The sequence below is a fragment of the Intestinimonas sp. genome (genome assembly GCF_026169115.1).
In the GTDB taxonomy this organism is placed as follows: Bacteria; Bacillota; Clostridia; order Oscillospirales; family Oscillospiraceae; genus Intestinimonas.
In genome coordinates this window covers 1-20,551 of the sequence record NZ_JAPFEA010000086.1, presented here as the reverse complement: position 1 = coordinate 20,551, position 20,551 = coordinate 1, and the positions used below count along the sequence as shown (strand labels likewise).

Sequence of the window (20,551 nt, the reverse complement as noted above, 5' to 3'; positions counted from 1 at the left end):
TTTATATGGCGATTCTAACATTTGAATCCATCGTTTGTCAATAGGATTTATGTGTTTTTATAAAATTCGCCTTTTTGTCCTCCAGATAAAGGGAAATCTGCGCAGCGTACAAAATTTTCACGGCTGTGACGCGGAAAGCAGTATATAGCCAGTTTTGCTATGCTTTTGCATAGCAAAAAGCCGCCGCCCAAACGGGCGGCGGCTGGGATTTTTGCCTTGTTGCAGTCCTGATTTCTGTCAATCGGTCTCACCGGGGTCCGCCCCGGCGGCCTTCTGTCCGGCCTGGGTCAGGCGGGCCTCCACGGCGGCGGGGTCGTCGAAGACCTGCTGGAAGGCGGCGGCGTCCATGGTCTCGAACTCCAGCAGATACCGGGCCACCAGCTCCAGGGCGGGGCGCTGCTCGGTGAGGATCCGGCGGCAGCGGGCATAGGCGTTGTCGATGAGGGACTTGACCTCCTCGTCGATGATGGCGGCCACTTCCTCGGAGTAGTTCTTGGTCTGGGCCATGCTCCGGCCAATGAAGACCTCGTCGTGTCCGGAGTCGAAGACCACGTTGCCCAGGCGCTGGCTCATGCCGTACCGGGTGACCATGTTCCGGGCGATCTCGGTGGCCCGGCGGATGTCGCTGCCGGCGCCGGTGGAGATGTCCCCCAGCACCAGCTCCTCGGCCATGCGCCCGCCCAGCAGGCTGGACAGCCGCTCGGTGAGCTCCTGCCGGGACTGGTAGCCCCGGTCCTCCTGGGGCAGGGAGATGGTCATGCCGCCGGCGCCCCCACGGGGGATGATGGTGATCTGGTGGACAGGGTCGGCGGTCTCCAGGGCGTGGCCCACCACGGCGTGGCCGGCCTCATGGTAGGCGGTGAGCTTCCGCTCCCGCTCGATGACGGTCTTGCTCCGCTTCTCCGGGCCGGCGATGACCTTGATAACGGAGTCCTGGATGTCTGGGAGGGTGATGAAGGGCTGGTCCTTCCGGGCGGCCAGGAGGGCGGCCTCGTTCATCAGGTTTTCCAGGTCAGCGCCGGTGAAGCCGCCGGTGGACTTGGCCACCTCGTGGAGGTCCACATCCTCGGCCAGGGGCTTTTTCCGGCAGTGGACCTTCAAAATGGCCTCCCGGCCCTTCATATCGGGGTAGCCCACGTAGACCTGCCGGTCGAAGCGGCCAGGGCGCAGGAGGGCGGGGTCCAGGATGTCCACCCGGTTGGTGGCGGCCAGGACGATGACTCCCTCGTTGGCGGAAAAGCCGTCCATCTCCACCAGGAGCTGGTTGAGGGTCTGCTCCCGCTCGTCGTGACCGCCGCCCAGGCCGGCGCCCCGCTGGCGTCCCACGGCGTCGATCTCGTCAATGAAGACGATGGCGGGACAGTCCTTCTTGGCCTGGTCAAAGAGGTCCCGGACCCGGCTGGCGCCCACGCCCACGTAGAGCTCCACGAAGTCGGAGCCGGAGATGGACAGGAAGTTGACCCCGGCCTCCCCGGCCACGGCCCGGGCCAGCAGGGTCTTGCCGGTGCCCGGCGGGCCCACCAGCAGCACGCCCTTGGGGATGCGGGCTCCCAGGGCCACAAATTTCTTGGGGTCCCGGAGAAATTCCACGATCTCCTGGAGCTCCTCCTTCTCCTCGTCGGCCCCGGCCACGTCCTCAAAGGTGACCTTTTTCTCTCCCTGCTCCTCCAGCGTGCGGGTCCTGGCCCGGCCAAAGCGGGCGGTCTTGTCGCCTCCGCCGGCGCCGTTCTGGCGGACGAACATCAGGTAGAACATGAAGCCGAAGGCCAGCAGCACCCCGGCGTAGGGCAGCATGGACAGCCAGGGGGAAGGGGTGGGATCGTCGGGGTACTCGTAGTCGGTGATGATGCCCGCCCGCCACTGCTTCACGACGGTGTCGTTGAAGTCCTGGTAGAAGAGCTCAAAGGAGTAGAGATCATAGGTCAGGGTGGTCTCGTCCTTGAGCACCATGGTGAGCGTGTTGTTCTTGTCCACCATCAGCTTCTCCACCTGCTGCTGCTCCAGGGCACGGCGGACCTGGGCGTAGGTGGGCTTCGCCCCGGCGTTCATGTTCTGGAGGGTCCACAGGGTGCCCACCAGAATCACCAGGATGAGGGCGTAAAAGGCCGCATCGCGCAGCGTGAATTTTTTCAAGAGTGAACCACGTCCTTTATGTGGAGTGAGGCGCGCTCAGGCATTCTCATAGACAGCCGGCTTGAGGACCCCGATGTAGGGCAGGTTGCGGTACTTCTCGGCATAGTCCAGGCCGTAGCCCACCACAAAAAGGTCCTCCACGGTAAAGCCGGTGTAGTCGGCGGTGATGGGCTTGGTGCGGCGGGAGGGCTTATCCAGCAGAGTACAAAGCCGGACGGAGGCGGGGTGCCGGGCCTGGAGGAGCTGGAAGAGGTAGGAGAGGGTGTTCCCGCTGTCCAGAATGTCCTCCACCACGATGATGTCCCGGCCCTCGATGCTCTCAGAGAGGTCCTTGGTGATCTTCACCTGTCCGGAGGAGGTGGTGCCGGCGCCGTAGGAGGAGACGGCCATGAAGTCCACGGTGCAGGGGAGGGTGATGGAGCGGGCCAAGTCGGCCATGAAGATGAACGACCCCCGGAGCACGCTGATGAGCATGGGCTCCTTTCCGGCGTAATCCTGGTCGATCTGGGCGGCGATCTGGGCCACCCGGTCCTTCAATTCCTGTTCGGTGAACAGTACCCGTTCGATATCCTGTTCCAGCATAAGCTCAATCCTTCCTTTTTTTGAATGAAGCCCCGGGACCGGGGCGCTTTCACACAGAGTCGCCCGGGAGGAGGGGGACCGCCCGGAGCTCCAGGGCATGGGCGTTGGGGGCGGCCAGGCGGGCGGCGTCGGGGCCGAAGCCACCCAGCCACACCGGACCGGCGTCGTCGGCCACCACCAGGAGCCGCTCCCGGTCCGGACGGGGCACCTTGGCGTCGATGAGGAGTTTTTTCACCTTCTTCCGGGGCCGGCCCGGCAGGGTGATGGCGTCTCCCGTCTCCCTGGGCCGGACGGTGAGGGGACCGTCCAGGGCGGCGGGGTCCAGATAGCAGAGGAAGGGGTCTGACGGCGGCACAGGGGGCGCGGCGGCGTACCGGCAGACCAGCCGCCAGCCCAGCTGGGGCAGCTCGGTCCTGCCGGGGACGTTCAGAGGGACCGGCGTCCAGCCGCCCTCCTCCCCCTCCGCTGCCGCCGGCTCCAGCACCAGCAGTCCGTAGGCCCGCCGGGCCGTGAGCCCGTGGGGCAGGTCCACCGAGCCGGAGGGGTCTCCGCTCCGGGCCAGGGCCACCACGCTCCGCAGATGGGCGGAGCGGTACTGGTGGACCCCCAGCCGCCCGAAGAGGGCGGCCACCGCCCGGACGGCCACGGGGTCGGGGCTGTCGGCCAGCCATCCGGCGGGGAGAGCCAGACCGCCGGCAGGGGTGGGCTCCGCCTCCCGGACGGCGGCCAGGGCCTGGGCCGTGAGGTAATCGTTGTCGGCCCGGAGATAGGTCACGGTATCCGAAAGCCGCGGGATAAGGGCCGGGTTGAGCTCCTCCAGCAGGGGGATGATCTGGCGGCGGAGCCGGTTCCGGGCGTAAGTGGTGTCGGCGTTGGTGCTGTCCTCCACATGGGGGAGACCCTGTTCCTCCAGATAGGCCAGAACCTGGGCCCGGGTGGTGGTGAGAAGGGGGCGGATCAGGTTCCCCCACCGGGGGCGGATCCCGGTCAGCCCCCGGAGGCCGCTCCCCCGGATGAGGTGGAGGAGCATGGTCTCCACATTGTCGTTGGCGGTGTGGGCGGTGGCGATGAGCCCCGCCCCGCGCTCCTCCGCCGTCCGCTCCAGGAACTCATAGCGCAGGGCCCGGGCAGTCTCCTCGATGCCGGTCCCCCGGCGCTCGGCCTCTCCGGCGACGTCCCCGCTGCCCAGGGCGCAGGGGATGCCCCAGTCCCGGCACAGTCCCTGCACGAAGGCGGCGTCCCGGTCTGATTCCGCCCCACGGAGCCGGTGATCGAAGTGGGCGGCGGTGAGGGTGAAGCCCAGCTCCGCCGCCTGGGTCCTGAGCCAGTGGAGCAGGCACACCGAGTCGGCCCCGCCGGAGACGGCACAGAGGATGTGGCTCCCTGGGGCGAGCATGGCGTATTCCCTTGTGAGGGCTTGGGTCTCGCTCAGCATATTCAGTACTCCTGATGGGTCCGGTCGATGGAGGAGAAGGTGGTGTATTCGGGCAGCCACTGGAGCTCTACCTTCCGGGTCTCGCCGTGGCGGTTCTTGGCGATGATGCACTCGGCCAGGTTGCGGCTCTCGCTGTCCTCATTATAATAGTCGTCCCGGTAGAGGAACATGACGATGTCGGCGTCCTGCTCTATGGCGCCCGACTCCCGGAGGTCGGAGAGCATGGGCCGCTTGTCCTGGCGGCTCTCGGGTCCACGGGAGAGCTGGGAGAGACAGACTACCGGCACATTGAGCTCCTTGGCCATGATCTTCAGGGCCCTGGAAATGTCGGAGACCACCTGCTGGCGGTTCTCGCCGGCGTACTTCTGCTTCCCCCCCGCCGACTGCATGAGCTGGAGGTAGTCGATGACCACCAGCCCCAGGTCCTCCACCCGGCGGCACTTGGCGTTCATATCGGCCACCGAGAGGGAGGGGTTGTCGTCGATGAGGATGCGGGAGCGGCCCAGGGCGGCGGCGGCCAGGGCCACCTTGTCCCAGTCCTCGTCGGTGAGCCGGCCAGTGACCAGCTTTTTGTTGTCCACAAAGGCCTCGTTGGAAATAAGGCGCATACAAAGCTGCTCCCGGCTCATCTCCAGGGAGAAAAAGACGGCTGTCTTGCCCGAGAATTTGCCCACCTGGAGGAGGACGTTGAGGGCGAAGGAGGTCTTGCCCATGCCGGGCCGGGCGGCTAAGAGGATGAGGTCGGAGTTGTTGAGTCCGGAGATGGCGGCGTCCACGTCGGGCAGGCCGGTGGACAGCCCCGGCACGGCGGAGTCGGACTTGGAGAGCTCCTCCAGCCGGTCCAGCACGTCCAGCACCACGGAGGAGAGGGGGGTGAGCCCCTGGCTGGCCCTGCCCTGGCGGATGGCGTAGATCCGCTGCTCGGCGGCGTCCAGCACCTCCTGTCCGGCGGCGGTGCCCTCCTGGACCATGGCGGTCAGGTCCCCCGCCGTCTCGGCGATGCGCCGGAGGAGGGACTTGTCCTTGACGATGTCCATATACTCCCCCACGTTGGCGGCGGTGGGGGTGACCTCCATGAGCTGGAGGATATAGGCCCGGGAGGTGTTCTCGTCAAAGACGCCGTTCAGGCGCATCTTGTCCAGCACCGTCACCGGGTCCACCGTCTCGGAGAGGGAGAACATGGAGTAGATGGTCTCATAGATGTCCCGGTTCTGCCGGAGATAGAAGTCCTCCGGCCGCAGCTTTTCAATGACGGCAGGGATACACCGCTCGTCGATGAGCATGGAGCCCAGCACCGCCTGCTCAGCCTCCACCGAGTGGGGCATCTGCCGGGTCAGCAGTTCCTCGTCCATGGCCATGTTCGTTCACCTCTCCTGGGCGATTTTTTCTGACGGGCTTCCCCCTGAGGGGGAAGGTTCAGGCGCGGCGGGGCGGCCTTACTCCTCGGCCACCGTCACGGTGAGGGTGCCCGAGATCTCATAGCCCAGCTTGCACTTGAGCTGGTAGGTGCCGAAGCTCTTGATGGGCTCGTCCTGGACGATCTTGGCCTTGGCGATGTCCAGGCCAAACTGCTCCTTGAGGGCGTCGGAGATCTCCTTGCTGGTCACGGCGCCGAACAGCCGCCCGCCGGCGCCCGCCTTGGCGGTGAGCTTGACCACGATGCCCTTGAGCCGCTCGGCCACGGCCTGGGCCTCCGCCTTCTCGGCGGCCTCCTGTGCCTTCTTGGCCTTCTCCTGCTGCTTCATGGTGTTGAGGTTCTCGGCGGTGGCGGCCACCGCCAGCTTCCGGGGAAGAAGGAAGTTCCGGGCGTAGCCGTCGCTGGCCTCGATGAGCTGGCCCTTCTTGCCCTGGCCCTTCACGTCCTGCAATAAGATCACTTTCATGGTCATTCATCCTTTCAGGGTATGATTTTTTAGTAAGCCACATGGAACTCGGAAAAGCGCCAGCCATCGGCGGTGCGTTCCATGCGGATGGGATAGTGTTGGGTATAAATACCGGTGGCCTGGGGAACACCGTCGCCCTCGGCGGCCTCTTCCAGGCTGGCATAGTGGCCGATGAGGTCAAAGACGATCTCGTCCTCCCCCTCCTCCACCAGCGCAAAGCTGTCGGGCTGGCCGCAGACGTCATACTCCAGGTTGCTGCCGCGGGAGACGTCCAGATAGATCATGCGCCCGTCCTCCAGCGCGGTGAACAGGGGGATGGTCTCCGTCCCGCTGTCAAAATTCAGGAGGGTCTCCTGGTACTCCCGGGTGAAGAGACCGTCCAGCATGGCCTGAAAGTCGTCCCACCGCTGGTAGCGCCCGGCGGAAATGAGATAGGTCCAGCCGTTGTCCAGCGTAACGGTCTCCCAGGTCTCGATCTCCGGGGCGGAGCCGTCCATCAGGGGGAAGTCCAGATCCACACTGACGGTGTTGCAGCCCATGAGGAAGCCAGCGGCGATCCGGGCGCGGCGGTAGAGGTCCTGCTGCTCCGGCGTGAGGAAATCGGGAACGGGCTCCTCGGCCTGGGCGTCGGGGACAGGGGGCTCGGCGGGGGACGTCTCTGGGGCGGGAGATGTCTCCTGAACGGGGACCGTCTCCGTGACGGAAACGGGCTCTGTCGCAGGGGAGGAACCGGTCTCCGTCGTCTGTCCGCCGCAGGCGGTCAGGGTACACACCAGGGCGGCGGCGAGGGCCAAGCGGAACATGGGCGCTTTCATAGAAAAACCTCCCTTTCGGCTGGGTTCAGTCCTCCTCGAAATACTGGTCGATGGCACGCAGAAGGTCCTGCAAAACGGCGTTCACATCCGGATTCGGCACCTGCGCCCCGGCGGTGGCGGCGTTGCGTCCCCATGCGGCAAGCCGCATGGGGGCCCCAGGGATCTCACATCCTCGGGCGGAATGAATCCGCCCTGCGGAAATTCTCCGCTCCGCTCCGAATTTTGCGGCGGCAGCGCCGCCCGCCGGGTCAGTCCTCCTCGAAGTACTGGTCAATGGCACGGAGCAGGTCCTGGAGTACTGCGTTCACGTCCGGGTTCGGCACCTGGGCGCCGGCGGTGGCGGCGTTACCGCCGCCCCCCAGCTTCTCCAGCACCACCTGCACGTTGGTGTTGCCCATGCTGCGGGCGGAGATGATGGTCCGCTCCCCGTCGTCGTCAGGCGAGAGGACGAAGGAGGCGTCGATGCCGCTGATGTTGAGGAGCTCGTCGGCGGCCTGGGCGGCGGTGACCCGGCCCACCGGGTGGTCCACCGCCGTGACGGCGATGTCTCCGTGGTACATCCGGGCGTTGCGGATGATGTCGTAGCGGGAGATGACCCCGGCCAGGTCGTTTTGGAAGAGCTTCTTCACATCGCCGGTGTCGGCCCCCGAGCGGCGGAGGAAGGCCGCCGCCTCAAAGGTCCGGGTGCCGGTGCGCATGGTGAAGTTCTTGGTGTCCAGCACGATGCCGGCCAGCACCGCTTCGGCCTCGATCTTGAGGAGGTCGGTGGGCTCCAGGATATACTGGAGGAGCTCCGTGACCAGCTCACTGGCCGAGGAGGCATAGGGCTCGTGGAAATTGAGGGCGGCGTTGGAGATATAGGAGGCCGCCCGGCGGTGGTGGTCGATGACGGCCACCCGGGTGCAGCACTCCAGCAGGTCCTGACTCATGACCTGCTCGGGGCGGTTGGTGTCCACCACTACCAGCAGGGTCCGGGGGTCGGCCAGGACGATGGCGTCCTGGGGGGAGAGGAAGCCGTCCTTGTACTCCGGGACCTGGGAGAGCTTTTCGGCCATGTCGGCGGCGGGGTTGTTGCCCCCCTCCTTGATGATGCGCACGGGGACCCCCTTCTTCCGGGCGATGGCGCACACGCCGGCGCAGGCCCCGATGCAGTCCAGGTCGGGGAATTTGTGGCCCATGACGAAGACATAGGAGGAGTCGGCCACCAGCTCGGCCAGGGCGTTGGCCATGACCCGGCTTTTGACCTTGGTGCGCTTTTCCATCTCCTTGTTCCGTCCGCCGTAAAACTCGAAGTTGAACTTGTTTTTGACCACCGCCTGGTCGCCGCCCCGGGAGAGGGCCATTTCGATGGAGAGGGAGGCGTACTCAAAGAGCTCCCGGAAGTCGGGGGCGTCCTTGCCCACGCCGATGGAGACGGTGGCCGGCGCCGCCCCTGCGGCGGCGGGGGGAATGTCGTGGATGGCGTCCAGGATGTCGAACTTGGTCTCCTGGAAGTGCTTGAGATAGCGTTCCTCAAAGACAAAGAGGTAGCGGTCCCGGTCATAGCGGAGGAAGAGCCCGCCGGTGGGGTGGACCCAGGCCGAGAGCCGCTTGTCGATCTCGCTGCGCAGGGCGGCCCGGGCGGCCTCGTCGGTGTTCTTCATGGCGTCCTCGTAGTTGTCCAGCAGCAGGATGGCCACCACAGGCTGAGAGGCGAAAAACTCCTCCTTTACCTGGGCGTACTCGGTGATCTCCACCCAGTAGGTGGTGGCCAGCATGGCCGCCCGGCTCCGCTTCTCCTCAGAGCGGACCAGGGAACCGTAGACCAGGAACCGCCGGTCGTCCAGCACCACCTCCCCGGGACAGACGCTCTTGCCCTCCAGGAGCCAGCGGGTATCAAAGCCGGGCACCAGGGCGGAAAGGGTGGTGTCGAAGAGGTGCTCCCGCCCGTCAGTGAGCTGGAGGAATCGCTCATTGGACCAGATGATCTCGTCCGTGTCCGGGTGGAAAATGACCATGGGCAGGGGGGAGTTGACCATGGTGTCCCGGGTGGCCACGTTCATATTGGAGGTGACCGACTCAATGTATCGGAGCATCTCCCGCTTGCGGATGCTGTTGCTGCGGCGGAGATAGAGGTAGAGAATGACCACCACCACCAGCTCAATGACCGCCAGCGGCCTGGAAAAGAGGGCCGAGGCCAGGGCGAAGAGAACCAGACAGGCTAGATAGAGCCCCAGACTGGGCTCCAGCAGCCGGGACAGCTTGTTGTTTTTCAAGGACACACCTCCTTCACGGACGCGGGGGGGCGCATACAGAAAGCGCAAGACCTCCTGGGCCACTTCCGCCCAAAGGCCTTGCGCCCACAGCGCAGGCAGGCCCCGTAAGCCATTTCCCGCATCCCATCCGGTTTCATTCTGTGCCCAACATTATAGCAGAAGCGGCACAGGATTACAAGCGCGGCGGCACAGGCTTTCTCCCCCCTCGCCGGAGATTTTCCCCCGCAGAGCTGTGATGACGGCGCGGCGGGGAAAAAACCTGTGGATTTCCGTCACTTTCTCTATTGCGTTAAAGTGTTGAACCTGCTATAATGGCACCAATATCGGTCCCGGCGAGACCTGCGGGCTCCGGCCCGTCCCCCGCGAGACCCACTGCATTTTTAGGGAGGCATCCACCATGGAGGAGATCAAGATCCAGCGCACCGAGCATCCCGCAGACAGACCCGACGCCCACACCCTGGGCTTCGGCAGGGTTTTTTCCGACCACATGTTCCTGCTCAACTATGACAAGGGCCAGGGCTGGCACGACCCCCGGATCGTACCCTACGCCCCCTTCACGCTGGACCCTTCCGCCATGGTATTTCACTATGCCCAGGAGGTCTTCGAGGGGCTGAAGGCTTACCGCACCGCCGAAGGGGCCGTGCAGCTCTTCCGCCCCATCGACAACGCCCGTCGGCTCAACGACTCCTGTGAGCGGCTGTGCATCCCCCCCATCCCCGAGGAGGACTTCGTGGAGGCGGTGAAGGCCCTGGTGCGGGTGGACGCCGACTGGGTCCCCGACGCCCCCGGCACCAGTCTCTACATCCGGCCCTTCATCATCGCCACCGACCCCAATCTGGGGGTCCACGCCTCCCATAGCTATCTTTTCTGCATCATCACCGGCCCCGTGGGCGCCTACTACGCCGAGGGCATCAACCCGGTGAAGATCTACGTGGAGTCCGACGACGTCCGGGCCGTCAAGGGCGGCACCGGGTACACCAAGTGCGGCGGCAACTACGCCGCCTCCATCCGGGCCGGCGAGCGGGCCGAGGCCCAGGGCTACGCCCAGGTGCTGTGGCTGGACGGCGTCCACCGCAAGTACATTGAGGAAGTGGGCTCCATGAACGTCATGTTCAAGCTGGACGGCAGGATCGTCACCCCCATGCTCACCGGCTCGGTCCTCCCCGGCATCACCCGCCGCTCCTGTCTGGAGCTGCTGCGGAGCTGGGGCTACGAGGTGGAGGAGCGGCTCATCACCGCCCAGGAGCTCTTTGACGCCGCCCAGGCCGGCAAGCTGGAGGAAGCCTGGGGCACCGGCACCGCCGCCGTGGTCTCCCCCATCGGTGAGATGGGCTGGGAGGACCGGCATGTGGCGGTCAACGGCGGGGAGATCGGCCCCGTCACCCAGAAGCTCTATGACACCCTCACCGGTATCCAGTGGGGGAAGCAGCCCGACCCCTACGGCTGGGTGGTCAGGCTGTAAATGGATGCAAAAAGGCCGCAGACCTAAGGTCTGCGGCCTTTTTCTGTCCGGAAACCGTATTCCTTTTTTGTGGGGCGCTCCCCCCAAAAACCTTCCCCCTGGGAGGAAAAAGGTCTGCGGGCGGCGGATCGCCGCCCCTGCAACGCTATCGCGGCGCTGGCGCAGGGGCCGATGCCCCCATCGGCCCGGCGTGTATCGCGGCGGGGTCTACACCCTGCCCACCCCCTCAGTCACCTGCGGTGACAGCTCCCCCGTCCAGGGGGAGCTATATTCCGCGGGGCGCGGCTTCCCAGACGCGCCCGATAAAGCCTGCCCCCCCGTCATGCTGAGCGGAGCGAAGCATCCGTCTCCCCGTCCTTTTATGGGGTGGAACAGTCCCTCAAAGAGGGGACGGATTCTTCGGCCTGCGGCCTCAGAATGACGAGAAAAATACCTCCGAATGACGGGGAATCTGTGGGGCGCGGCTTCCCAGACGCGCCCGCAGCGCCGCCCTGTTCTCTGTTGGGGACCTCACTTCCCCCACACCAGGGTGATGGCCTTGTTGAGGTTTTCGATCTTGGCCACCTCCGGGTCGCCGCCGTACTCGCCGTCCAGGGTCCAGGGCAGGGGCTCGGTGGCGGTCACCTTCAGGCGGTGGGTGTGGAAGGCGGCCACCTGGCGGCTCTCCTCCCGGTTCTGGCGGACCAGGCTCACCAGGGCGGCCTGGAGATCGGCCACATTTTTGGGCTGGCGGACCAGCACCACTTCAAAGACGCCGTCGTCCAGGGAGACCTTGTTGGAGGGGAAGACCTTGAAGCCACCCACCGAATTGGTGTTGGTGACCATGCCGTAGATGAAATCCCCCTCCAGGGTGCCGCCGTCGTGCTCCACCGTCAGGTGGTAGCCCCGGCCCAGGTCCCCCAGCTTGGTGGCCCCCTCCAGCACATAGGCCAGGTGGCCGAAGGCGTTTTTGAACTCCTGGGGGGTATCGTAGCTCACGTCGGTGAAGATACCGAAGGCGGCCACATAGACGAAGGTCTTGTCGTTGAACCGCCCCATGTCACAGGGGCGGGGCGGCCCCTCCACCGCCGTGACCGCCGCCTTTTCCACCCCCCTGGGCAGACCCAGGTTCTTGGAGAAGTCGTTGGTGGTGCCGGCGGGGATATAGCCCAGCACCGGCGGCGCGTCCAGGGTCAAAAGCCCCGACACCGTCTCGCTGAGGGTGCCGTCCCCGCCGCAGCAGACCACCCGGTCGTACCACCAGCCCTGCCGGGCCGCCACACGGGCGGCGTCCGCCTTGCCCTGGGTGGGCCACACCGTCACCAGATAGCCCGCCTTGGTGAAGAGGTCCACCACGTTGGCCAGATGGGACTTGATGAGGCCCTTTCCGGCCTGAGGGTTGTAGATAAAGAGCAGTCGTTTCATTCCTTGTGTTCCTCCGATGGGTTTGATCTGCCTTACATTATGATACAAGCCCGCCCCAAAAGACAAGTCAGATTTTGTGAACAAAAGCTGTGGGATATACTTGCATTTTTATGCACAGCAGTCTAAACTACTGTTCAGACAAGCCGTCACAAGGGAGTGTTTTTCATGTATCGCCGCGCCTTCCGCGCCGCCTTCCCGGCCACTGTGCCGGTGCTCATGGGCTATCTGGCCATCGGTATGGCCTTCGGGCTCATGCTGGAGGCCATTGGATACAATTTCATCTGGGCCTTCTTCATGTCCCTCACCATTTACGCCGGGTCGGGGCAGTACCTGGGGGTAGAGCTGCTGGGTTCCGCCGCCGCCCTGGGCAGCGTGGCCCTCTTGACCTTCATCATCAACTTCCGCCATCTGGTCTACGGGCTGAGCATGCTCGAAAAGTTCAAGGGCATGGGCATCCGGAAGCTCTATATGATCTTCTCCCTCACCGACGAGACCTACGCCCTGCTCTCCTCGGCCCGTGTACCCGAGCGGGTGGACCCCCACGCCTATTACTTCGCCATCGCCGTGCTGGACCACTGCTACTGGATCGCCGGGTCGGTGCTCGGCAGCGTGGCGGGGGCCCTGCTGGGCTTCGACACCACCGGCATCGACTTTGCCATGACCGCCCTTTTCATCGTCATCGCCGTGGACCAGTGGGACACCTACCGCGCCCACCTGCCCGCCCTGCTGGGCTTCGGCGTCACGGTGGTCTCCCTGGTCCTGCTGGGGCCGGACTCCATGCTCATCCCCGCCCTGTGCGCCATCGTCGTCATCCTGCTCTTTCTCCGGGTCCGTCTGGACGTCCGGGCGGAGCAGCCCCGAAAGGAGGAAGTCTGACATGCCCCTCACCACCGGACAGGCCATCGCCGCCATTATTGTCATGGCCCTGGTCACCTTTCTCACACGGGCCCTGCCCTTCCTCCTCTTTGACCGGGGCGGCACGCCCCCCAAGGTGGTCCTCTACCTGGGCCGGGTCCTGCCCCCCGCCGTCATCGCCATGCTCATCGTCTACTGCCTGAGAAACACCCAATTCGGCTTCGGCCCCGACCTAGCCGCCTTCGCCGGCTGGGCCCCCCAACTCATCGCCGCCGCCGTGGTGGTGGTCCTCCACCTCTGGAAGCACAACAACCTGCTGAGCATCTTCGGCGGCACCATCCTCTATATGGTGCTGGTCCAGGCCGTTTTTTAGTCCCCGCTCCCCGTCATTCTGAGGTATTTTTCTCGTCATTCTGAGGCCGCAGGCCGAAGGATCCGTTGGCTCCCTCTTTGAGGGAGCTGTCACCGCAGGTGACTGAGGGAGTCCTTCCATCACGGAACAGGACGGGGGAAACGGGTCCTTCGCTCCGCTCAGGACGACGCGGGCGGCAGATTGCCGCCCCTACGCGCCAAACCACGCCCGATGCCCACCCTCATCCGCCCCAGTGTGCCCACTGGGGCACCTTCCCCCTTCAAGGGGGAAGGTCCGGGGTACGCAAACCTTCCCCCCATAGGGGGGAAGGTGGCTGGCCGAAGGCCAGACGGATGAGGGGACGGCCAGGATACAGACCATGCCGGTCTGCGGGCGGCCGCAGGCCGCCCCTACCCCATGACCGCAGCGTTTTCCGTAGGGGCGGCCTGTGGCCGCCCACATGGGACCGCCGGGCCGATGGGGACATCGGCCCCTACGCCAACGCTGCGGTAGCTTCGTAGGGGCAGCATACACGCCGCCCTCACCGGTACTCCAGCAGCACGGCCCCCAGCGCACGGGCAAACATGCGCCCGGCGGCCAGAGCCTCCTGGAGGGTGTTGCCGTGGCTGCCCACCTCCACCAGCATGGCGCCGGGGGCGGTCTGCTGGTTGTAGCGGTTTTCCCGGAGCCCGATGGGCCGGGCCAGGGTGGGCCAGAGGGTGTTCATCTCCTTCTGGACCTGCACCGCCAGGGCCAGGTTTTCCAACCAGCCCGGATGGTCATAGAGGGCGTTGGAGCCCATGACCAGCATGACCTGGGCGCACTTCTCCCCATTGATGGTGGTGATGGGCTTGTAGACGGTGCCGTCCGCACCGATGAGGGCGTCCCGGTGGACGTCCAGCACCACCCGGATGGTGGGGTACTGCTCCAGCCACCGCTCCACCGCCGCCAGGGAGCGGTCATAGGAGCCGTTGTACTCCGGGTAGTCGTAGAGGGCGGTGTCGTGGACCACGGTGAGGCCCATCTCGGTGAGGACCTTGGCGATCTCGTCCCCCACCCGCACCACGCTCTTGCCGGTGTCGGTGGTGCGGCACTCCCCGGTGGCCGTGTAGGTGTCGGTCCCATCTGGGGTGTACGCCTCGCTGCCGTGGGTGTGGACGATGAGGACCTGGGGCCCCTCCTGGGGAATGGTCAGGGTGAGCCTGGCCTGGGCCAGGGCGGCCACGTCCAGCGGCAGCTTGGGCCGGTTCTCGATGTAGACCCCCTGGGCGGAGTCGTAGCCGCTGCCGCTGGTGGGGAGCAGGGTCTTGCCCACGATGTCCTCCGGGGCCGTGGTGACCTGGGGGAGCCGCTCCGGGTCCTCCGGGTCGTCCGGCTCGCCGGCGGGCCGGTGCTCCCCCGGGCCGTCCTCCGCCGGTTCCACCCGCCCCACCCCGGCAGAGAGGGCGGGGGACTGGTTCAGCACCAGCTTGGGCCAGCCGGTCAGCCCGCCCTCCTCCTCCGGCAGGTCGCCCAGCTCGGCCTGCAGGGCCGCCGATACAAAGGCGGGGCTCTCCGCCAGGGTGCGGATGGCCTCCGCCGCCGCCCCCATGTCGGCGGTCAGGGCGAGCACCCACACCGTCACCGTGGCCAGAAAGAGGGCCACCCCCCTCCGCACCAGCCTCGTCCACCGGACTTGTCCCTTTTCCATGTCGCACCCCGTCCTTTCTTTCGTTTCCTGGAGAGTCTATGCCCGCCGCACCCAGTCTATGTGCCCGGAAAAGCGACGAAAACGCCCTTGAAATCCCGCCCTGCTGTGGTATACTGGGTGAACACAGACGAAAGGCGGGTGAGGAGATGCGGATGGTGTGGGAGTCCTCCGGGGTGCGTTTTATCCGGGAGATGGTGGAGGTGTACTTTGACCGGCGGGTCTCCCGCTCGGCGGCGGAGCTGGCCTACTTCCTGATCCTCAGCTTTTTCCCCGTCCTCATCTGCATCAACGCCTTTGTGGGCCTGCTGCGGCTGGACGTGAACCTGGTGGTGGAGGCGGCGGAAGGCATCCTGCCCGCGGAGGTCCTCCCCATCCTGGGGGACTACATCGGCTACATCTCCATCAACCAGTCCAACGCCATGCTTCTGGCCGGGATCACCATGGTCCTTTTCTCGGCCTCGGCGGCCTTCCGGGCCCTCATGAATATCATGGCCGACATCTATGAGCGGCCCACCTACCGCGGGGTGGGGCAGGTGGCGGCCAGCGTCCTCTTTTCCGTCCTCTTTCTGGTGACCATCTACCTCTCCATCGCCGTCCTCCTCACCGGCAGCTGGTTCCTCCATCTGGTGGAGCGGCGCTTTGCCTGGATCGCCCAGTTGGTGGGCAGCTGGCAGTCCCTGCGCTTTTTCCTTCTCTTCTGTCTGGTCCTCCTCTTTGTGCTGCTGGTCTACCGGCTCTCCGCCCCCAGGGGCGTCTCCCGCCCCCCCATCCTCACCGGCGGCGTCCTGGCCGCGGCGGCCCTGGTGGCCGCCTCCATGCTCTTCTCCTGGTTCATCGGCCTATCGTCCCGGTACTCCCTGGTCTACGGGTCCCTGGCCTCGGTCATCATCCTGCTGGTGTGGCTCTACCTGTGCGGGAACATCCTCATCCTGGGCAACGTGTTCAACTACGTCTGGTACAAGCGGAACAGGCGCTGAGGGACGGTACCGGAAGGGGAGGGGACGGATTCTTCGGCCTGTGGCCTCAGAATGACAGAAAACGGAACGTAGTTTGGCGCGCCCCACACCTCCCTCACGTCATCCTGAGCGCAGCGAAGGATCCGTTTCCCCGGTCCTCATACGCAGCAAGGCCGGCGCGACAGAAGTCGCGCCGGCCTCTTTCCATCCCTGGTTCGGAAATCAATCATAGCTTGTCTGGATGTTGATTGCAATGGTATCGTTTCCATCGCCGGAAGGCGCATATGCGTAGTCAACGTGGTTCACGCCCATGGTGACCAGCAGGTTGTGACCCTTGTAGCCCACCTCCAGCTTTCCCTCTATAGTCCGGTAGGTGGTGCGCTCAAAATCACAGTCCTTCAGCGCCTCAATGAACTGATCGAACACATTGGAGTTCAGCCGGGCGGGGAAGACGCTCCCCAGAGCCTCAGTGACATCGGCGGCGTTGTAGTAATAGGTAGCAATCGGTATGTAGCCGCCAAATGCCTGTTCCAGAAGCTCATTCATTTCATCGGAGAGGAGAGAGTTATCCTTATAGGGTCCCATGGGACTATACTCCTTCAATGTCACACCATAGAGAGCGCCGAAGTTGGGGACCCAGTTATAGTCCTCGTAGTAGACATAGTCCGGCTTGCCCATCTGGCTGTAGAGCTTCACGCCCTGCTGCTCCATGTAGCCCTCGATTTTGGGGGCGATAACGGGGGCAACCGCCCTTTTGTAGTTCCAGTCTTCACCCTGCCAGTGAAGGACGCTGGTGGCCTTGTTATAGGTCAAATCTCCGCTGTAGGATCTCAGCGTTCCGTCACCCAGAGTCTTAAACTTCATATCATTGGCAATGACCTTTTCCGTGGATGTTGTGACAGGAATGGTATAGACATCCCCTGCCTGGCTACCCTCCTTGTCGGGCAGGGCGGCATACCAGGCGTCGGCGGGAACATCGGCAAACTGCCCGGCGGCGTAGGTGTTCACCTTGCCGAACTGGTCCAGCCCGGCGGCCAGGGCCGGCGCGGCGGTGCTCAGGCACAGCACACCGGCCAGGGCCAGGGACAAAATGCGTTTTTTCATGGTTCCGTTCCTCCTTGCTTTGTGTTTCTAAAAGAATCATAGCACAATCCTCCCCCGGAAAAAATATGCTGGCTGCATCGTCTTTGCCTTTTGTTTCCCCCGCGGTCCAGCCGCCCACGGACTGGGCCGGAGGTGTTTTGCGCCGGGCGGTTGACAGGGCCCTCCGTCTCCGATATAATTAACTTTGTTAACTATATGGCTGTCTATGCGCCGGGAAAGGAGGCGAGGGCCATGGAATGGACAGACATGATGCACTTCCAGCAGCAGATGCAGAAGATCATACGGGCGCTGCTGCCCGTCCGAACGTCGATGCTGACGGCCAGCGAATGTGAGCTGCTGGCCCATCTGTACCTGCAGCCGGAGCAGAACACCCCCATCCTGCTCAGTCAGAACAGCGGCATGAAAAAAGAAGCGGTAAGCCGCTGCCTGAAGGCCCTTTCTGAAAAGGACTGCATCCGCAAGGAGCGCCAGACGGCGGATGAGCGGAGCTACCGGCTGTTTATCACAAAGACCGGCCTCGCCGAATTGAAGCAGGGCTATGAACGCATCTTGCAGCCCTTTTACGACCTGTGGCGCAGCTGCGGCAGGGATTTTGAGCATTTTATGGACGCCGCAGACAGGCTCGCCGCACACCTGGAGGAAGGAGTGTGCCCCACCCGTGACAATGAAGTTTTATGACGCCCTTCAGCTGGACCCCGCCAGCCTGAAACGGAAGATCGCCGCCTGCGCCACCCGGCGGGAACGGCTCTATTACTGGTCCGCCATGGCCGTGCGCGCCGTGCTCATCGTGGTCTTTGCCGTCGCGTTCATCGGCCTGCTCTCCGGTCTGTTCGGCGACGACAACGCCCCCCTGGCGGTGGTGCTGTTCTGCATGCTGCTGGGCCTGCGCTTTGTCAATTTTGAGTATTGCATCGGGGACTCCCTGGCCGCACTGGCGGCGGTGCTGGCCATTTTGGTCCTGGCCCCCAGCGCGGCGGCGGCCCTCCCGCCGGTTTTCCTGCTGCCGCTGCACCTTGCGGCCTGCTTTGCCCTGCTCTGTATGACCGCCCAGCGGCCCGAAATGGGCAACGGCGGCCTTTACAGCTTTGCCTACATCTATCTGACCGGCAATCCCGTGTTTGGCGAGGCCCTGCTCCGCCGGGGGCTCCTGGCCCTGGCCGGCTATCTGATCTGCGGCGCGATTTTGTTTGTCAAGCACCGGAACTGCCACAGGACCACCCGTTTCAGCCAGGTGCTCCGCAGGTTCGACCTCTCCTCCCCCACCCACCTCTGGCAGCTGCGCCTGGCCCTGGGCATGAGTCTGGTCATGACCGCCGGTCAGATCTTCCATGTGGAGCGGTTCATGTGGATGGGCTTCGCCTGCTCGTCGCTGCTCTCGGAGTACCCCTATTCCGAGCGCACCTCCGTCCGCTTCCGGCAGCGGATCGCAGGCGTGGCCGCGGGCTCCTGCGTGTTCATCGCCCTCTACCTGCTCATGCCCGAGTCCCTCCACCCCCTGATGGGTCCTCTGGGCGGTCTGTGCCTGGGCTTCTGCGCTGATTACCGGTACAAGACGGCCATGAACTGCCTGGGGGCCCTCATGCTGGGCGCCGGGCTCTACGGGCTGCACGGCGCGGTGCTCCTCCGGATCGCGGATACCCTCCTGGGCGTGACCTTCGGCCTGGTCTTCTCCCTCCTGTTCCACCATCTGGCGGGGCGTCGGCTCCTGTCCGGCAGGAAGGACGACGTACCGTCCGGCCAATAAAACCTCTCCTGACACAAAAATCCCCGTACCTTCCCGAGTGGGAAGGTACGGGGATTCTTTTTCAGCCCGGACCCGACGGCGTCAGGTCAGGCATGTCGTTTGGATGCGCCCGCTTACCGGGGGTTCTTGATGGCAGCCTGAGCGGCGGCCAGACGGGCGATGGGCACACGGAAGGGAGAGCAGGAGACGTAGCTGAGGCCCACCTTGTGGCAGAACTCCACGGAGGTGGGGTCGCCGCCGTGCTCGCCGCAGATGCCCATGTGCATCTCGGGCTGGACGGACTTGCCCAGCTTGACGCCGTTCTCCACCAGCTTGCCCACGCCGTTCTGGTCCAGGTGGGCGAAGGGATCGGACTCGTAGATCTTCTTGTCGTAGTAGTAGCCCAGGAACTTGCCGGCGTCGTCACGGCTGAAGCCGAAGGTCAGCTGGGTGAGGTCGTTGGTGCCGAAGGAGAAGAACTCGGCCTCGGCGGCGATCTCATCGGCCAGCAGGGCGGCGCGGGGGTTCTCGATCATGGTGCCCACCTCGTACTTGAGGTCGATGCCGGACTCGGCGATGAGCTTGTCGGCGGTGCTCACCACGATCTCCTTGACGTACTTCATCTCCTTGATGTCGGTGGTCAGGGGGATCATGATCTCGGGCTTGATGGTGTACTGGCCCTTCTTGGTCACGTTGATGGCGGCGCTGATGACAGCGGTGGTCTGCATCTCGGCGATCTCAGGATAGGCCACGGCCAGGCGGCAGCCGCGGAAGCCCATCATGGGGTTGACCTCGTGGAGGGCGGCCACGACCTCGTTGAGCCGCTCGGTGGTGATGCCCATGTCGGCGGCCAGCTCGGCGATGTCCTCGGGCTTGCTGGGCAGGAACTCGTGGAGCGGGGGATCCAGGTAGCGGACGACCACCGGGCGCTCGCCCATGACCTCGTAGATGCCCTCGAAGTCGCCCTGCTGGTAGGGCAGCAGCTTGGCCAGGGCCTTCTTGCGCTCCTCGGTGTTCTCGGCCACGATCATCTCACGGACGGCCTTGATGCGGTCGCCCTCGAAGAACATATGCTCGGTGCGGACCAGACCGATGCCCTCGGCGCCGAAGGTCACGGCCTGCTTGGCGTCCCGGGGGGTGTCGGCGTTGGTGTAGACGCCCAGCTGGCGGTACTTGTCGGCCCAGCCCATCAGGCGGCCAAAGTAGCCGGAGCCGGGATCGGCGGGCACGGTGGCCACGGCCTCACCGTAGATGTTGCCGGTGGAGCCGTCCAGGCTGATCCAGTCGCCCTCCTTGTAGGTCTTGCCGCCCAGGGTGAACTGCTTGGCGGCATAGTCCACCACGATGTCGCCGCAGCCGGACACGCAGCAGGTGCCCATGCCGCGGGCCACCACGGCGGCGTGAGAGGTCATGCCGCCGCGGACGGTGAGGATGCCCTGAGCGACCTGCATGCCCTCGATGTCCTCGGGAGAGGTCTCCAGACGGACCAGGACCACCTTCTCGCCGCGGGCGGCCCACTCCTTGGCCTCCTCAGCGGTGAAGACCACGCGGCCGCAGGCGGCGCCGGGAGAGGCGGCCAGGCCCTTGCCCACCACGGCGGCCTTCTTCAGGGCCTCGGCGTCAAAGGTGGGGTGGAGCAGAGCGTCGAGCTGCTTGGGCTCCACGCGGCACACGGCCTCCTTCTCGTCGATCATGCCCTCGTCCACCAGGTCCACGGCCACCTTCAGGGCGGCGGCGGCGGTGCGCTTGCCGTTGCGGGTCTGGAGCATGTAGAGCTTGCCATCCTCGATGGTGAACTCCATGTCCTGCATGTCGTTGTAGTGTTTTTCCAGTTTTTCCGCGATAGCGGCAAACTGTTCATACACCTCGGGCATGACGTCCCGCAGCTGGTCGATGGTCTGG

The 20,551-nt window shown here is 64.8% G+C and carries 18 protein-coding genes; 6 read left to right on the top strand and 12 right to left on the bottom strand.

Annotated features, from left to right (window positions below; translation table 11 throughout):
- Window positions 1-237: 237 nt before the first annotated feature.
- From ftsH to Q0Y09_RS07745, 8 genes are all read right to left on the bottom strand, one after another.
- Window positions 238-2,049 carry an ATP-dependent zinc metalloprotease FtsH gene (gene ftsH / locus Q0Y09_RS07780; protein ID WP_297720049.1) on the bottom strand — a complete coding sequence of 604 codons (1,812 nt, stop codon included), beginning with the start codon at window positions 2,047-2,049 and terminating at the stop codon, window positions 238-240.
- A gap of 120 nt (window positions 2,050-2,169) precedes the next feature.
- Window positions 2,170-2,715: a hypoxanthine phosphoribosyltransferase gene (gene hpt / locus Q0Y09_RS07775; RefSeq protein WP_297720037.1), complete on the bottom strand. Its 546-nt coding sequence runs from the start codon at window positions 2,713-2,715 to the stop codon at window positions 2,170-2,172.
- A gap of 49 nt (window positions 2,716-2,764) precedes the next feature.
- Window positions 2,765-4,150 carry a tRNA lysidine(34) synthetase TilS gene (gene tilS / locus Q0Y09_RS07770; RefSeq protein ID WP_297720035.1) on the bottom strand — a complete coding sequence of 462 codons (1,386 nt, stop codon included), beginning with the start codon at window positions 4,148-4,150 and terminating at the stop codon, window positions 2,765-2,767.
- 2 nt (window positions 4,151-4,152) lie between these two features.
- Window positions 4,153-5,508: a replicative DNA helicase gene (gene dnaB / locus Q0Y09_RS07765; RefSeq protein ID WP_297720033.1), complete on the bottom strand. Its 1,356-nt coding sequence runs from the start codon at window positions 5,506-5,508 to the stop codon at window positions 4,153-4,155.
- A 78-nt stretch (window positions 5,509-5,586) separates the two neighbouring features.
- The gene (gene rplI, locus Q0Y09_RS07760) at window positions 5,587-6,033 is read right to left on the bottom strand and encodes a 50S ribosomal protein L9 (RefSeq protein WP_297720031.1); all 447 of its coding nucleotides are present in this window, start codon (window positions 6,031-6,033) and stop codon (window positions 5,587-5,589) included.
- Between the two features lie 29 nt (window positions 6,034-6,062).
- Window positions 6,063-6,848 (bottom strand): hypothetical protein, encoded by a 786-nt coding sequence (locus Q0Y09_RS07755; protein WP_297720029.1) that lies wholly within the window; start codon window positions 6,846-6,848, stop codon window positions 6,063-6,065.
- Window positions 6,849-6,873: 25 nt separating this feature from the next.
- Complete coding sequence (locus Q0Y09_RS07750; RefSeq protein ID WP_297720027.1) at window positions 6,874-6,996, bottom strand: hypothetical protein; 123 nt, start codon at window positions 6,994-6,996, stop codon at window positions 6,874-6,876.
- A 100-nt stretch (window positions 6,997-7,096) separates the two neighbouring features.
- Entirely contained in the window at window positions 7,097-9,109 is a 2,013-nt protein-coding gene (locus tag Q0Y09_RS07745) for a DHH family phosphoesterase (RefSeq protein ID WP_297720025.1), read from the bottom strand.
- 391 nt (window positions 9,110-9,500) lie between these two features.
- Here Q0Y09_RS07745 and Q0Y09_RS07740 point away from each other — a divergent pair, with 391 nt between their 5' ends.
- The gene (locus Q0Y09_RS07740) at window positions 9,501-10,565 is read left to right on the top strand and encodes a branched-chain amino acid aminotransferase (RefSeq protein ID WP_297720023.1); all 1,065 of its coding nucleotides are present in this window, start codon (window positions 9,501-9,503) and stop codon (window positions 10,563-10,565) included.
- Window positions 10,566-11,075: 510 nt separating this feature from the next.
- Here the strand turns inward: Q0Y09_RS07740 and Q0Y09_RS07735 are convergent.
- Window positions 11,076-11,969: a diacylglycerol kinase family protein gene (locus tag Q0Y09_RS07735; RefSeq protein ID WP_297720021.1), complete on the bottom strand. Its 894-nt coding sequence runs from the start codon at window positions 11,967-11,969 to the stop codon at window positions 11,076-11,078.
- A 165-nt stretch (window positions 11,970-12,134) separates the two neighbouring features.
- Here Q0Y09_RS07735 and Q0Y09_RS07730 point away from each other — a divergent pair, with 165 nt between their 5' ends.
- Both Q0Y09_RS07730 and Q0Y09_RS07725 read left to right on the top strand, forming a co-directional pair.
- On the top strand, window positions 12,135-12,845 hold the full coding sequence (locus Q0Y09_RS07730) for an AzlC family ABC transporter permease (protein WP_297720019.1): 711 nt from the start codon (window positions 12,135-12,137) through the stop codon (window positions 12,843-12,845).
- Between the two features lies 1 nt (window position 12,846).
- Window positions 12,847-13,197 (top strand): branched-chain amino acid transporter permease, encoded by a 351-nt coding sequence (locus tag Q0Y09_RS07725; protein ID WP_297720017.1) that lies wholly within the window; start codon window positions 12,847-12,849, stop codon window positions 13,195-13,197.
- A 520-nt stretch (window positions 13,198-13,717) separates the two neighbouring features.
- Here Q0Y09_RS07725 and spoIIP read toward each other — a convergent pair.
- A complete protein-coding gene (gene spoIIP / locus Q0Y09_RS07720) occupies window positions 13,718-14,866 on the bottom strand; it encodes a stage II sporulation protein P (protein WP_297720015.1) in 1,149 nt (382 codons plus the stop codon).
- Between the two features lie 146 nt (window positions 14,867-15,012).
- Here spoIIP and Q0Y09_RS07715 point away from each other — a divergent pair, with 146 nt between their 5' ends.
- Complete coding sequence (locus tag Q0Y09_RS07715; protein ID WP_297720013.1) at window positions 15,013-15,843, top strand: YihY/virulence factor BrkB family protein; 831 nt, start codon at window positions 15,013-15,015, stop codon at window positions 15,841-15,843.
- Between the two features lie 201 nt (window positions 15,844-16,044).
- Here the strand turns inward: Q0Y09_RS07715 and Q0Y09_RS07710 are convergent, their stop codons facing one another.
- Window positions 16,045-16,926, bottom strand: a complete 882-nt coding sequence (locus tag Q0Y09_RS07710) for a hypothetical protein (RefSeq protein WP_297720011.1) — start codon at window positions 16,924-16,926, stop codon at window positions 16,045-16,047.
- A gap of 231 nt (window positions 16,927-17,157) precedes the next feature.
- Here Q0Y09_RS07710 and Q0Y09_RS07705 point away from each other — a divergent pair, with 231 nt between their 5' ends.
- Window positions 17,158-17,604, top strand: coding sequence for a helix-turn-helix domain-containing protein (locus tag Q0Y09_RS07705; protein WP_297720009.1), 447 nt, complete (start codon window positions 17,158-17,160; stop codon window positions 17,602-17,604).
- Window positions 17,591-18,670, top strand: a complete 1,080-nt coding sequence (locus tag Q0Y09_RS07700) for an FUSC family protein (protein ID WP_297720047.1) — start codon at window positions 17,591-17,593, stop codon at window positions 18,668-18,670. Before Q0Y09_RS07705 ends, Q0Y09_RS07700 begins: the two co-directional genes overlap by 14 nt.
- Window positions 18,671-18,783: 113 nt before the next feature.
- On the opposite strand, the gene ppdK is transcribed toward Q0Y09_RS07700, so the two are convergent.
- Window positions 18,784-20,551 (bottom strand): pyruvate, phosphate dikinase (gene ppdK / locus Q0Y09_RS07695; protein ID WP_297720007.1); only part of this gene is annotated, 1,768 nt, incomplete at its 5' end.